12 protein-coding genes are annotated in these 13,205 nt (G+C 62.2%); 8 read left to right on the top strand and 4 right to left on the bottom strand.

Features of this window, described 5'->3' with window-relative positions:
- Nucleotides 1–9: 9 nt before the first annotated feature.
- Nucleotides 10–1,050, bottom strand: coding sequence for an ABC transporter substrate-binding protein (locus J2X76_RS24690; protein ID WP_310220084.1), 1,041 nt, complete (start codon nt 1,048–1,050; stop codon nt 10–12).
- 306 nt (nt 1,051–1,356) lie between these two features.
- On the opposite strand from J2X76_RS24690, the gene J2X76_RS24685 reads away from it, so the two are divergent.
- Genes J2X76_RS24685 through J2X76_RS24665 form a run of 5 tightly spaced genes read left to right on the top strand, consistent with a single transcriptional unit; the run spans nt 1,357 to nt 6,346 of the window.
- Nucleotides 1,357–2,343, top strand: a complete 987-nt coding sequence (locus J2X76_RS24685; RefSeq protein WP_113128360.1) for an ABC transporter permease — start codon at nt 1,357–1,359, stop codon at nt 2,341–2,343.
- On the top strand, nt 2,343–3,347 hold the full coding sequence (locus tag J2X76_RS24680) for an ABC transporter permease (protein WP_310220082.1): 1,005 nt from the start codon (nt 2,343–2,345) through the stop codon (nt 3,345–3,347). Before J2X76_RS24685 ends, J2X76_RS24680 begins: the two co-directional genes overlap by 1 nt.
- Before the next feature lie 3 nt (nt 3,348–3,350).
- Nucleotides 3,351–4,349, top strand: coding sequence for an ABC transporter ATP-binding protein (locus J2X76_RS24675; protein ID WP_310220080.1), 999 nt, complete (start codon nt 3,351–3,353; stop codon nt 4,347–4,349).
- Entirely contained in the window at nt 4,327–5,271 is a 945-nt protein-coding gene (locus tag J2X76_RS24670) for an oligopeptide/dipeptide ABC transporter ATP-binding protein (RefSeq protein WP_310220078.1), read from the top strand. The genes J2X76_RS24675 and J2X76_RS24670 overlap by 23 nt, the downstream gene beginning before the upstream one ends.
- Nucleotides 5,272–5,284: 13 nt before the next feature.
- Nucleotides 5,285–6,346, top strand: a complete 1,062-nt coding sequence (locus J2X76_RS24665) for an aldo/keto reductase (protein WP_310220075.1) — start codon at nt 5,285–5,287, stop codon at nt 6,344–6,346.
- A gap of 89 nt (nt 6,347–6,435) precedes the next feature.
- Here the strand turns inward: J2X76_RS24665 and J2X76_RS24660 are convergent, their stop codons facing one another.
- Nucleotides 6,436–7,389 (bottom strand): amidohydrolase family protein, encoded by a 954-nt coding sequence (locus J2X76_RS24660; protein ID WP_310220073.1) that lies wholly within the window; start codon nt 7,387–7,389, stop codon nt 6,436–6,438.
- Nucleotides 7,386–8,486, bottom strand: a complete 1,101-nt coding sequence (locus J2X76_RS24655; RefSeq protein WP_310220071.1) for an LLM class flavin-dependent oxidoreductase — start codon at nt 8,484–8,486, stop codon at nt 7,386–7,388. Before J2X76_RS24655 ends, J2X76_RS24660 begins: the two co-directional genes overlap by 4 nt.
- 443 nt (nt 8,487–8,929) lie before the next feature.
- Here J2X76_RS24655 and J2X76_RS24650 point away from each other — a divergent pair, with 443 nt between their 5' ends.
- The 3 genes from J2X76_RS24650 to J2X76_RS24640 all read left to right on the top strand — a co-directional run bounded on the left by J2X76_RS24650 (nt 8,930) and on the right by J2X76_RS24640 (nt 12,452).
- The gene (locus J2X76_RS24650; RefSeq protein WP_310220069.1) at nt 8,930–10,546 is read left to right on the top strand and encodes an ABC transporter substrate-binding protein; all 1,617 of its coding nucleotides are present in this window, start codon (nt 8,930–8,932) and stop codon (nt 10,544–10,546) included.
- A 66-nt stretch (nt 10,547–10,612) separates the two neighbouring features.
- Nucleotides 10,613–11,836, top strand: coding sequence for an acyl-CoA dehydrogenase family protein (locus J2X76_RS24645; RefSeq protein WP_405030082.1), 1,224 nt, complete (start codon nt 10,613–10,615; stop codon nt 11,834–11,836).
- A 40-nt stretch (nt 11,837–11,876) separates the two neighbouring features.
- Nucleotides 11,877–12,452 carry an alpha/beta fold hydrolase gene (locus tag J2X76_RS24640; protein ID WP_310220065.1) on the top strand — a complete coding sequence of 192 codons (576 nt, stop codon included), beginning with the start codon at nt 11,877–11,879 and terminating at the stop codon, nt 12,450–12,452.
- Nucleotides 12,453–12,504: 52 nt separating this feature from the next.
- On the opposite strand, the gene J2X76_RS24635 is transcribed toward J2X76_RS24640, so the two are convergent.
- Nucleotides 12,505–13,179 carry a GntR family transcriptional regulator gene (locus tag J2X76_RS24635; protein WP_113128351.1) on the bottom strand — a complete coding sequence of 225 codons (675 nt, stop codon included), beginning with the start codon at nt 13,177–13,179 and terminating at the stop codon, nt 12,505–12,507.
- Nucleotides 13,180–13,205: the final 26 nt, after the last annotated feature.

The raw sequence follows: 13,205 nt of genomic DNA, 5'->3' as shown, positions 1-13,205 counted from the left end.
ACTCTCCGGTCAGGCGACGGCACGGGTTTCGAGAAGCGCCCAGGGGCGATGATCAACCCATTCGCGGATATCGAAATTGGAGGCGAGGAAGCCCCATTCGTGCAGGAAATCCTTGTAGTGCCCGATTGCATCCACCAGTTCCGGCTCAAGGCCGATGCCGAGATGCCTGTGCAGGTCCGGCCCGTTGGCGGAGGCGACGACCTCCTCGGAAGCTCCGACCTCACGCGCAACGAAGCGGCGCACGTCGTCCGGGTGGTTTTCCGCCCAGGCGCTGGCGCGCTTCAGGGTGTCGATGAGCTTTGCCACGAGATCAGGTCGGTCTTCGGCAAATCTCTCATCGACCGTCAGGATGCGCGGCGAGCCGGAATTGATGCGGATCTTCGGGTCGGGGTGAAAGCCGAATTCGGTGACCGTATGGGTCGCAAAGAGATTGGCGACACCGATGCCCGGTGTTCCCTTGACATAGATCGCGTCCACCTCGCCGCGCAGCAGGGCGGCAATCTCGGGGCCATAGGCCTGCCGGTTTCGCAGGCCATAAAGTTGCGGGCCCTCGCGATTGTCGAGCACCGAATCCGGAAGCGCGATGTCAACGATTTCCACGTCACGGTGCGTGAGGCCTTCCAGGGAAAGTGCCGATGTGAGCCCCTTCATCGCGGTGGCCGCCATGAAATCGACGATCCCCGGCGGCCGGCGGGCGATGCCGAAACGGCGGCCGACGAGATCTTTCGTCGTCCTGATTCCGCTATCCGGCAAGGTAATGATCGCCTGGAACTCGTCGGTCCACGTGATGCCGACGAGCCGGGTCGGATTCCCCTCCGAGCGGGCCCGGATCGGCGGAACGTTGCCGCCGTGACGGAACGAATAATCGAGGTGATGATTGAAGTGGCTCGACCGGATGTTCCGGTCCGTGCTGTCGATGATCGAGCTGAGGGTGATCCCCTCCTTGGCGAAAGTTTCGTCCAGCAGGCCGAGTTGGGTCGCCAGACCCACCGGAGTGGGCACGGGGCAACGGGTATACCAGATCTGGGAAATGGCGTTCCGAATAGTCATCGAATCCTCCTGTGCCTTGCCCTTTGTCGCGGGCTTCCGGAAGCGTTTTTCTCCTAATCGCCGCGGATGAGTGGCTTCTTGCCGTTCACCTGCATCTATTAGGAAATAGTTGCTTATGTTGAGCCATTGCGAGCATTTATGAAAACTGAATTTCACAAAATGCCGAATTCAGGTTTTATTTTCTCAAACAGATTTGACAAAGCCTATAGAATTAGTCAACTATGAAAATCAACGGAGGCCGAGAAAGGCATTTCGGAAACTTTGGGCCGCAAACCTGTGGCCACTCCAACCCTAGAGGCGAGCACGATGCCGGCGCTGCTGAGAATTGGACGGACACTCCGCCGCACCTTGCTGCAGGCAATCCCGACGTTGCTTGGGATCGTCATCCTGAATTTCTTTCTGCTGCAGCTTGCTCCCGGCGATGCGGCCGATGTGATGGCTGGCGAAGCAGGCTCAGCGACCGCGGAAGGCATGGCGGCGCTGCGCTCGCGCTTCGGCCTCGACAATCCCCTACTCGTGCAGCTGGGGCACTACCTGAACAATCTCGCTCATTTCAGCCTCGGCTTTTCACCGCGATACGGCATGCCGGTCGCCGACCTGATCGCGCAGCGTCTGCCCGGGACGCTCACCTTGATGGCAGTGGCACTGGCCATCGCCATTCTGCTCGGCGTGATCCTGGGTTCGTTCATGGCGACGTTTGCGGGACGTATTCCCGACCGCCTTCTGTCGATCTTCTCGCTGCTTTTCTATTCGATCCCGAGCTTCTGGATCGGCCTGATGCTGATCGTCTTTTTCTCCGTGAAGCTCGGCTGGCTGCCGAGCGGCGGAGCAGGCACGATCGGTTCGCGGCTGACCGGTCTGCCGGCGCTCCTCGACAAGGCGCGCTACATGGTGCTGCCTGCGACTTCGCTGGCGCTCTTCTACGTGGCGATCTACGCCCGGCTGACGCGTGCCTCGATGCTGGAAGTCAAGAACCAGGATTTCGTGCGCACGGCCTATGCGAAAGGGCTGACGCCCTTCGGCGTCACGGCCCGGCATATCCTGCGCAACGCGCTGATCCCGATCACCACCATGGCCGGCATGCATATCGGCGGCATGCTGGGTGGCGCCGTCGTCGTGGAGACCGTCTACAGCTGGCCGGGCCTCGGCCGGCTCGCCTTCGAGGCCGTGATGGGGCGCGACTTTACCGTGCTGCTCGGCATCCTCCTCTTGTCCTCGCTTCTCGTCATCATCGCCAATGCCGCCGTGGATATCATTCACGCCTGGCTCGACCCCCGTATTGGAGCCCGCTGATGTCCACGATCGATAGCGGAAACTTCCGCGGCCTTGCAGCCCAACGCCCGTTCGCCGTGGAGCACGAAGCGCCCGCGACGAGTGCCGCTGACGACGGGCCGGCATGGTCCAATATGAAGGCGCCGGATGCCCGTTCGCAGCAGAGCGCGGCAGTCGCGGTGACCAACGGGCGGCGAGCGCTGAAGGTCTTCCTATCGAACCCGAATGCCCTCTTCGGCACCGGTTTCCTGGCCTTCGTCATTCTCACCGCACTGGCTGCGCCGTTGCTATATCCCGACGATCCGCTGTCCATGGTCGGGCGCCCGTTCCTGTGGCCCGGTCAGAACGCCGGCTTTCCGCTCGGTACGGATTCGCTGGGCCGTGACGTGCTTGCCGGCATCCTGCACGGTTCGCGCATTTCGCTGTTCGTCGGACTGATGGCGACGGCGCTGGGGCTGACATTCGGCGTGCTGGTCGGTTCGACGGCGGGCTATTTCGGGGGCTGGATCGACGATATCCTGGTCCGGCTCATCGAAATCTTCCAGACGCTGCCGAGCTTCGTCCTGCTGGTCGTGCTGGTGGCGATAGCCCAGCCCTCGGCAGCGACGGTGACGCTCGCCATCGCCGTCATCTCGTGGCCGACAGTGGCGCGACTGACCCGCGCCGAATTCCGTGCCATCCGCGAGAAGGATTTCGTCGTCGCGGCCCGCAGCCTGGGTTACGGCCATGCCCGCATCATTTTCCGGGAAATCTTGCCGAATGCGCTGCCGCCGATCATCGTCACCTCTTCCGTGATGGTGGCGACAGCCATTCTGATGGAATCGGCGCTCTCCTTCATGGGGCTCGGCGATCCCAACGTGGTCAGCTGGGGTTCGATGATCGGCACCGGTCGCGAGCTGGTTCGGACCGCCTGGTATCTGACCGCGCTGCCGGGGCTCGCAATCGTCTTCACCGTTCTGGCCCTCAACCTCATCGGCGACGGCCTGAACGACGCGCTCAATCCCCGTTTCTCTCAGGATCGCTGACCCATGGCTTCATTGCTTCAAGTCGATAACCTGACCATCCGTTTTCCCCGCGCCGAGCCCGTGCGCAATCTCTCGTTCGAGATTGCCGAGGGCGAGACGCTGGCAATCGTCGGCGAATCCGGTTCGGGCAAGTCGCTGACCGCGCTGGCGCTGATGCAGCTGTTGCCACGCGCGGCACAGATCCCGAATGGCCGCATCGTCTTCGGCGGGCGTGACCTTGCCAGGCTCGATCAGCGCGAGATGCGGCATCTGCGCGGCCGCGAGATCGCCATGATCTTCCAGGAGCCGATGACCAGTCTCAACCCGGTCATGACCATCGGCCGGCAGATCGCCGAAGTGTTGAAGGTCCATGAAAAGCTGTCGGGCAGGGCGGCGCGGGAACGGGCGATCGAGCTTCTGAAGCTCGTCCGCATTCCCGCGCCGGAAAAGCGGGTGGACGACTATCCGCACCAGCTTTCCGGCGGCATGCGGCAGCGTGTGATGATTGCGATCGCCGTTGCCTGCAAGCCGAAACTGCTGATCGCGGACGAGCCGACCACGGCGCTCGACGTGACCATCCAGGCACAGGTGCTGGATCTTCTGGACACGCTGCGGCGAGAACTGCAGATGGCCGTCGTCCTGATCACCCACGATCTCGGCGTTGTGGCGCAATGGGCCGACAAGGTGGTGGTCATGTATGCCGGCCGCAAGGTGGAACAGGCGCTGCCGGAAGATCTCTTCAACGATCCGCTGCATCCCTATACGCGCGGCCTGCTGGCGGCTTCGCCGCGGTTGAAGCACGATTTTCACTATCGCGACGGCGCCCTCACCGAAATCCCGGGCTCAATCGTCTCGGCCACCGGCGAAACGGGCTGTCCCTTTCGGCCGCGATGCAACCAGGCGCGCGCCAGCTGCGGCCACAACGTGCCCCAATTGATCGTTCCGGCCGCCGACCGGCTGGTTGCCTGCCCCTTCACGACATCCATCAAGGCCGTGCCGCATGCCGCTGCTCTCAGTCACTGACCTCAAGACCCACTACAGGAGCCGGGACGGCCTGTTGCGCGCCGTCGATGGTATCGACCTCGTCGTCGAGCGCGGCGAGACGGTCGGCCTCGTCGGCGAAAGCGGCTGCGGCAAGTCCACGCTCGGCAAGACGGTTCTCAGACTGGTCGATCCGACGGCGGGCCGCATCGTATTCAAGGGCGAGGATATTACCGTCCTCGACCAGCGCAGCCTGCGAGGCGTGCGCAAGTCGATCCAGATGATCTTCCAGGATCCGTTCGCCTCCCTCAATCCCCGCCAGACGATCGGCGAGATCCTCGAAGCGCCGCTTGTCGTTCACAGGGTCGGAGATCGTGCCGGGCGGCGGCAGATCGTCGCCGACATCGTCGCCAAGGTCGGGCTGCCGGCGGAGTCGGTCAGCCGTTATCCGCACGAATTTTCCGGCGGCCAGCGTCAGCGCATCGGGATCGCCCGGGCGCTGCTGCTCAACCCGGAACTGATTGTCTGCGACGAGCCCGTCTCGGCGCTCGACCTTTCGATCCAGGCGCAGATCCTCAATCTGCTCGTCGAGATGAAGAAGGAATTCGGCCTTTCCTATCTTTTCATCAGCCATGATCTTTCGGTGGTGCGCTATTTCGCCGACCGCGTTATGGTCATGTATCTCGGGCGGATCGTGGAGAGCGCCGACAACGCGACGCTCTGGTCCGATCCGCGGCATCCCTATACGCGGGCGCTGATGGAGGCGGTGCCCGATCCGGCGCGGCCGCGCCAGGCAGCCCCGCTCGGCGGCGACCTGCCAAGCCCCAGCGACATTCCATCCGGCTGCCGGTTCCATACCCGCTGCCCGCTCGCGACCGACCGGTGTCGCACACAGGAACCCGAATTCCGCCAGATCGCGCCCGGCCATCAGGTCGCGTGCCATTTCGCGGACCACATCAACTGAAAGGGAGTTTCATATGGTTGAGTATCGTTATCTGGGACGCAGCGCGCTCAAGGTTTCGCCCCTGATGCTGGGGGCCATGATGTTCGGCAATCAGACGCCGGACGACGTCGCCTTCCGCATCATCGACAAGGCGCATGAGCAGGGGATCAATTTCATCGACACCGCCGACGTCTACCATGACGGCAAGTCGGAGCAGGTGGTCGGCCGCGGCATCAAGAAGAACCGCGACAGCTGGGTGGTGGCGACCAAGTTCGTCAACTCCCACAACAAGGGGCCGAACCTCGGTGGCTATTCCCGCAAGTGGGTCTATCAGACCGTCGAAAATTCGCTGCGCAATCTCGGCACGGACTATATCGACATCCTTTACTTCCACCGCGCCGTCTTCGATGCGCCGCTGGAAGAGCCGGTGCGGGCCATCGCCGATCTGATCAAGGCCGGCAAGCTGCGATATTTCGGTGTCTCGAACTTCCGCGGCTGGCGCATCGCTGAAGTCGCACACCTTGCCGACCAGCTCGGCATCGACCGTCCGATCGCCAGCCAGCCGCTCTATAATATCGTCAACCGGACGGCCGAAGCCGAGCAGCTGCCGGCAGCCGCCGCTTACGGTCTCGGCGTCGTCTCCTACAGTCCGCTGGCCCGTGGCGTGCTGACCGGCAAGTACAATGTCGGCGAAGCTCCGGCTGCCGATACCCGTGCCGGCCGTGGCGACAAGCGCATGCACGATGTCGAGTTCCGCGAGGAGTCGATCGCCATCGCCAAGCAGATCGCCGCGCATGCGCAGGCCAAGGGCATTTCGCCTGCCGATTTCGCGCTCGCCTGGGTGCTCAACAACAAGCTCATCACGTCTGCGATCGCCGGACCGCGCACGGAAGAACAGTGGGATGGCTATATCCGGGCGCTCGACGTGAAGCTCGATGCCGAAGACGAAGCACTCGTGGACCGGCTGGTTGCGACCGGCCACCCGTCCACTCCGGGCTTTACCGATCCCGGCCATCCGGTTGAGGGCCGTGTTCCGCGTTCGGGAACTGCATCCGGCGAAGTCATTCCGCTTACCCGCCCGCAGCGGGTTGCCTGATCGATTTTCGCCCGGCCGCCAGACGGCCGGGCATCGACTAAAGATAAAGCCCCGGATTTTGGTCCGGGGCCTTTGCATGGCGGGATGGTTTATTCCGCGGCTTGCGCCTGGACATCACGCAAGCCAAGCAACCGCCTCGCATTGCCGCCGGCAACGAGCCGGGCTTCCGCCTCCGAAAGGCCGGCTTCGGCGAGGCTCGCCGCAAAGCTCCTTTTGTCGAGGGCGGCAAGGATCGGCCAGTCGGTACCGGCCAGAACTCGCTCGGCACTGAAGAAGCCGGTGAGCGTTCGAATGATCGCCGGGTCATGGCCCATCGTATCGAAGTAGATGTTCGGCCGCTTGCCGGCAGCCCGTTCCGCGCGGCCATAGATCCCGCCGCGAGCCGCCTGGACGATCGCGCCGAGGCCAAGGGTGGCGAAGATGAGGTGAAGATCCGGCAAGTCGTCGAGCAGTGTCGACTGGATAACGGAGAGGAAGGCGACGCCGTTCATCAATCCACGGCCGAGCGAATTGCCCAGCATGCCGGCGCCGGCGATCAGCGCCTGCGAATTGGGATGAGCGACCGGATGGACGAACACCGGGACCTTGTAGCGCGCCGCAACTTCCAGCGTCGGCCTGACGGAGGGATCCGAAAGGAACTTTCCGTCGCGCGAGGAGTCGATCACGAGGCCCGACAATCCAAGTTCGCCGAGCACCCGCTCCGCCTCGCGTGCACCGGCCTCGCCGCTGAATGCGTCGGTGACGGCGAAGCCGGCCAGCGACTGACTGTAGTGCGGGAGAGTAGCAAGCCAGTCGTTGGCCTCCTGAACAGCGGCGGGATCGACAGGCCCTTCGGCGCCGAACAGGCTTTCGATCGTCGCAGTGACGATTGCAAGGGAGACGCCTGCCGCTTCGAACTCGTCCACCAGCGCCTGCGGCGTGGTGATCCTGCGGTAGATTTCCGGCGCGAAGCCGCTGGCGGGCTTGGCGTATTTTCCACCCGGCCCCCAGGCCGGCGGCCAGAGATGCGTATGAATATCGACGATATCGAGCGGCGCGGTCATTCTGCGGCTACCTTTCTGGCTTCACGTTCGGCAATCCCCGCCTTGACGAGCGGCACGACGTCCCGCCCGTAGGTGACGGTGTCCTGGGTGGGATAGAAGCCGCGGACCAGGAAGTTGGAGACACCGGCGTCGTAATAGTCGAGGATGGCATCGGCGATCTGCTCGGGTGTCCCGACCAGTGCCGTGGAATTGCCGCCGGCCCCGCTTGCTTCGGCGACTTCCGTCCACAGCCGCTTGTCGAGCATCTTGCCCCGCCTCGCCGCCTCGCGCAGGCGCACCGAGCCGACATTCGAAGGCAGTTTCTCGCCATTGCCGCCGGCCACTCTCGCGACCTGGGATTTCACCTTTTGCAGGATGCCGGCCGCCTTTTCCCAGGCAGCATCTTCCGTATCTGCCACCACCGTACGGAAGGCGAGGGTGAAGCGGATGTCGTGGGGCGAGCGGCCGTTGGCGACGGCTGCCGCCCGAACCTTGTCGATCGTCTCGCGTGTGCCGTCCAGCGGCTCGCCCCAGAGCGCATAGATATCCGCGTGCTTGCCGGCGACCGCGATCGCAGCGTCCGATGACCCGCCGAAGGAGATCGGGATGCGCGGCTTCTGGAATGGCTTCACCTGGCTGAAGGCGCCCTTGAACTTATAGAAGCGGCCTTCGTGGTCGAAGGGCTGGTCGCTCTCCCAGACCTTCTTGAGCACGGTCAGATATTCGTCGGTACGGGCGTAGCGCGTATCGTGGTCTTCGAAATCGCCATCGCGGGCCTGGTCGGAATCGGAACCGCCGGTGATGATATGGACCCAGACGCGTCCTTCCGAAAACTGATCGAGAGTGGCGAGTTGGCGGGCGCCGAGCGTCGGTGCCATCAGTCCCGGCCTATGGGCAAGCAGCGCTCCGATACGCTCCGTCTGGCTGAAGACATAGGACGCGATCTGGTTGTTGTCCGGCCATTGGGCGAACTGGCCGATCAGCAGCCGGTCGATGCCGGCGGCCTCCGCGGCCTGAACGTGGCTGCGGATATAGGCCTTGTCGATGACCGGCCCGACTGCGGGGACGATGTCCGAACCCTCGCGATTGGACGTATGGCCGATAAATTCGGGTTGCATCAATAGCTCCTGAAGGCGATCCGATTTCAGTGCCCGGGCCGTCGCCCGTACCTTCTGTCGAGCGCCGCGTCGGGCAGCTTTAGTCTATTTCTTTGATAGACTTTGTCGATTGCGTTTTCCGGAGCGATCGTGGGACGGATTTTCAACGCGACGGCAGTTCGTGGGATTTCGTTCGCCTCGGGGACGGAAGGTCCGTCTGCGGCACGAGCTTCCTTTTGAGAATAAAATTTGCGGAGATCGACAGCTTTTGCCGGCACCCGCCAAAAATTCTCCGAAAATCCGCAAAAACCCGTCGCTTTTTTCAAATAGGCTTGGAGCTTTAGAAATAGAGTATCTCGATAAAGTTAGTAGATTTTATATCGTCAAGCCAATCACCCTCGCTTGGGTGCCGGACGAAATCCAGGCTGTTCCGCTTCGCGAATGGCTGCTTTGGGGGATATCTCATGACGATCAAAACTTCACGCGTACCGACGGCGACCCGCCGCGCCTTCCTGCTTTCCACGGTTGCGCTTGCGGCCGCGGCCGCCGTCCCGCATGTGTCTCGGGCACAGGACGAGACACCTCGCGGCGGTTCGGTGTCGATCAATATAGGCACCGAACCGCCGGTTCTGGTGCTCATCGCCCATAGCGCCGGCGCGGCCTACTATATCAGCGGCAAGGCGACCGAAAGTCTCTTGACCTACGATCGTAACTTCAACCCGCAGCCGCTTCTGGCAACCGAATGGAAAGTCAGCGAAGACGGTCTGCGCTACTGGTTCAAGCTACGTCAGGGCGTAAAATGGCACGACGGCAAGGATTTCACCGCTGAAGACGTGGCCTTCTCCATTCTCGCGCTGAAGGAAAATCATCCGCGCGGCCGGGCGACCTTTGCTTATGTGCAGAAGGCCAATGCGCTCAACACCCATGAGGTCGAGCTCATTCTCTCCAAGCCTGCGCCTTATCTATTGAGCGCCTTCGCAAGCTTCGAAGCACCGATCGTGCCGAAGCATCTCTACGAAGGCACGAAGATCGCCGAGAACCCGCATAACGTCGCGCCGGTCGGCACCGGTCCCTACAAGTTCGTCGAGTGGGTGCGCGGCAGCCACGCGCTCTTCGTCCGCAATGAAGACTATTGGGGTTCGCCGAAGCCCTATCTGGACCAGATCATCTTCCGCTTCATCATCGACCCCGCCGCAGCGGTGGCGGCGATCGAAACCGGCGAGGTGCAGGTCTCGACCGCCAATCTGCCCCTCACGGATATCGACCGGCTGAAGGCCAATCCGAACCTGGTCGTCGACACGACCCCGGCCGCCTATTCGCCCAGCATTGCCCGCGCCGAATTCAACCTGGAAAACAAGTATCTAGCAGACATCAAGGTGCGTCACGCGATCGCGCACGCGGTAGACAAGGATTTCATCGTCAATACGGTCTATCTCGGTTATGCGACGCGCCTCGACGGGCCGGTGAGCCCCGACCTGGCGAAATTCCATAACCCCGACCTCCCCAAATACGAGTTCAATCCGGCCAAGGCGAACCAGCTTCTGGATGAAGCCGGTTACAAGCGCGGCGCCGACGGGTTCCGCTTCAAGCTGTTCATCGATCCGACCCAGCCCTCTGGTCCTCCCAAGCAGACGGCTGAATATTTCGCCCAGGCGCTTGCCAAGGTCGGCATCAAGGTCGAACTTCGCAGCCAGGACTTCGCCACCTTCGTGAAGCGGGTCTTCACCGATCGCGATTTCGACATCGCCATCGAGGGCATGAGCAATCTCTACGATCCGACGGTTGGCGTGCAGCGACTGTATTGGTCGAAGAACTTCAAGCCCGGAGTGCCTTTCACCAACGGTTCGAAATACTTCAATCCGGAAGTGGACCGCCTGCTCGAAACGGCCGCAGTCGAGGTCGATCCGAAGAAGCGGTTGCAGCTCTTTAACGACTTCCAGAAGCTCGTCGTACAGGATCTGCCGACGCTCGACATCGTCACACCGTCGGTGATCACCGTCTACGACAAGCGGATCAAGAACCTGAAGACGGGCGTCGAGGATCTCTGGAGCAACGGCGCCGATATCTATCTCGAAGATTGATCGATCCTCGATATGGCCGGGCCTGGGCCCGGCCACATTTGCTTTTCCATGTCCGGAGACAGTCGCTTGAGTATCGCCAAATTGCAGCCCAACAGAGGTCCGACGCGTGAGGAGATTCTCGCCCGCATCCCGGCTTTCACCGCCGAAATCGCCAGGGGCGCGGCGCAGCGCGATCTCGATCGCGAACTGCCCTTCGCAGCCTTCCGGCTATTCCGGGAACTGGGCCTCGGCACGCTACGCATCCCGGCGGCACTTGGCGGGCCGGGCGGGTCTGTGGCCGATTACATAGAGATGATCGCCGCGATAGGCGCGGCGGACTCGAACGTGGCGCATGCGTTGCGCTCTCATTTCAACTATGTCGAAAATGTCATCCTCAGCGAACCGCGGGAGAGGGATGCCGGCGCGGTCGAACTCATTCTTGCGGGAAAACTGTTTGGCGGCGCCCATACCGAACAGGGAACCGCGCGGCCGGGGCAGGTGACGACGACGATCGTGCGCGAGGGCGACACCTACCGTCTCAATGGCCGCAAATGGTATGCAACCGGCACCGCCTTTGCGGATTTCGCCTCTTTCAGCGCTCTGGACGAGCAGGGGCAGACCGTCGGCGTTCTCCTGCCGGTCGACCGGGAAGGCATCAGGATTCTCGACGATTGGGACGGAATGGGTCAGCGCCTGACGGCGAGCGGTGGCGTTCTTCTGGAAAATGTGGAGGTGTTTCCCCACGAGTTTGCGACACGCGGCCTCGACAATCTCGTCGGCCGCCATTGTTCGACGCTGCGGCAGCTGCATCTGGCCGCAAGTGCCGCGGGTGCGGTCCGCAACGTTCTCTCGGACGGGATCGCCTATGTCCAAAGGCAGGCGCGTTCGGCAGCCCACAGCATGGCGGACACGGCCAATCAGGATCCATTCGTACAGCAGGTGATCGGGGAGATTGCCGCCAATTCCTTCGCGATCGACGCAGCTGTCGCGGCAGCGGCGGAGGCTCTGGACCAAACCGTTGCTGCCTTCGGCAAAGGTGACGAGGCGGAGATCGAGAAGGCCCTGGTGACGAGCGCGCTCAAGACCGCGCGCACGCAGCTTGTGCTCGGCCAGCTCGGGCCGCGCAGCGCGGAACGCATGTTCGAACTCGGGGGCGGTTCCGCCACCTCCCGCAACAACAATTTCGACCGTCATTGGCGCAATATCCGCACGGTCCTCAACCATAATCCGCTGCTGCACAAGTCGCGCGTCGTAGGCGACTACCTGCTCAACGGAACGGTCACGCACCTCCGGGAAGGAAAGGTGTTCTGAAGTCTGTTTCCCTCGGTTGCGATAGGTCACGGAGGTTAGCATGTCCCCGACCTTTATATTGCCCGGACTGAACGGATCGCCGGAAGGTCACTGGCAGCGCCATTGGGCGAGAGAGCGCACCAATGCGTCAGTCATCGAGCAGGAGGACTGGAGTTGTCCTATCCTCGAGGACTGGCAGGCGGAACTGGACAGGGCGCTTTTGGCGGTGGATGGAGCCTTTCTCGTTGCGCACAGCCTTGGATGTCTTCTGGCAGCGAGTTATGCCGGGCGCAGCATCGCCGGAAAAATCCGCGGCGCATTGCTCGTCGCGCCATGTTCGCTGCAGATGACGCGGCGTCTTCATCCCTGCATGATAGAGTTTGGTGAAGAACGGCTGGCGCCGCTTCCCTTCCCGAGCCTCGTCATCGGCAGTTTGAACGATCCTTATATGAGCGTCCCGGATCTGGAGCGGCACGTCAACGCCTGGGGCAGCGACCTGGCGACGATCGGCTTTGCGGGACATATCAATATCGCAAGCGGCTTTGGACGCTGGACAGAGGGCTACAGCTTTTTCGAGAGGTTAAACAACGGCAGATCGGATGCGCGCGCGTCGGATCGTTCCATCTCCGCCGCGTGAACTCGTTTCCACCATGGACGATTTGCCTGCTCTCCTGCGGCCGAAAGAGCCCTTAAAATATCCTATTGCTTTTCAGAACGTGCTCGACGCCACTTTCCACATGCCGGCGGATGATGTTCCTTGCGCCCTCGACGTCCCTTGCGAGCGCGAGTTCGAACAGCACTTTGTGGTCGTCGACAACCGCCTTTCCCCTGAAACTTTCGGCGAGCATGTGGTAGCGCAGGAAGCGGTCGAACACGGAAGAAAGGTTCGACATCAGGGTCGTCGAATTGCAGGCCGAGACGATCGAATGGTGGAATTCCCAATCGCAACGGACCCAGTCGACGGTGCGTGAAGCGTCGCCGGCCAGGAGCCGACGTTCGGCCGCCGCGAGTTTGTGATGCGCTGCAACGATCCGGCCCTCCCATTCGAGGTCGCCGGATGCGAATGCCAGGCCCATCGCGTGCGTTTCCAGCACGATGCGAAGGTCGGCGAGCTCCATCAGTTCCCGGCGGGAGGCAGGGCTGACTTCGAACCCCCTTTGGCCCTCGGCGATCACCAGATTTTCAGTCGTAAGCCGGCTCAGGATCTCGCGCAGCGAGGAAACGCTGATCGAATAATGCTCCTTGGCCTGCTCCAGCTTGATCTTGGCGCCCGGGGGCAGCACGCCCGCGATTATATCCTGCTTCACCTGGCGGAACACGATGTCGCTGATCGTTTCCGCAGTTTCGCCCACTCGCTCCAGCATTTTGTCTCCTGGTTTCACGTCCTGCG

Source organism: Neorhizobium sp. 2083 (assembly GCF_031455615.1).
Taxonomy (GTDB): Bacteria; Pseudomonadota; Alphaproteobacteria; order Rhizobiales; family Rhizobiaceae; genus Neorhizobium.
The sequence above is the reverse complement of the archived record's forward strand: the minus strand, read 5'-3'. Positions and strand labels throughout refer to the sequence as shown.

Excerpts from the sequence above, each read along its gene's own strand:
- J2X76_RS24670 (WP_310220078.1), top strand. The coding sequence starts at position 4,327 with ATGCCGCTGCTCTCAGTCACTGACCTCAAGACCCACTACAGGAGCCGG.
- J2X76_RS24685 (WP_113128360.1), top strand. The coding sequence starts at position 1,357 with ATGCCGGCGCTGCTGAGAATTGGACGGACACTCCGCCGCACCTTGCTG.
- J2X76_RS24680 (WP_310220082.1), top strand. The coding sequence starts at position 2,343 with ATGTCCACGATCGATAGCGGAAACTTCCGCGGCCTTGCAGCCCAACGC.
- J2X76_RS24635 (WP_113128351.1), bottom strand. The coding sequence starts at position 13,179 with ATGCTGGAGCGAGTGGGCGAAACTGCGGAAACGATCAGCGACATCGTG.
- J2X76_RS24660 (WP_310220073.1), bottom strand. The coding sequence starts at position 7,389 with ATGACCGCGCCGCTCGATATCGTCGATATTCATACGCATCTCTGGCCG.
- J2X76_RS24650 (WP_310220069.1), top strand. The coding sequence starts at position 8,930 with ATGACGATCAAAACTTCACGCGTACCGACGGCGACCCGCCGCGCCTTC.
- J2X76_RS24655 (WP_310220071.1), bottom strand. The coding sequence starts at position 8,486 with ATGCAACCCGAATTTATCGGCCATACGTCCAATCGCGAGGGTTCGGAC.
- J2X76_RS24640 (WP_310220065.1), top strand. The coding sequence starts at position 11,877 with ATGTCCCCGACCTTTATATTGCCCGGACTGAACGGATCGCCGGAAGGT.
- J2X76_RS24675 (WP_310220080.1), top strand. The coding sequence starts at position 3,351 with ATGGCTTCATTGCTTCAAGTCGATAACCTGACCATCCGTTTTCCCCGC.
- J2X76_RS24690 (WP_310220084.1), bottom strand. The coding sequence starts at position 1,050 with ATGACTATTCGGAACGCCATTTCCCAGATCTGGTATACCCGTTGCCCC.
- J2X76_RS24665 (WP_310220075.1), top strand. The coding sequence starts at position 5,285 with ATGGTTGAGTATCGTTATCTGGGACGCAGCGCGCTCAAGGTTTCGCCC.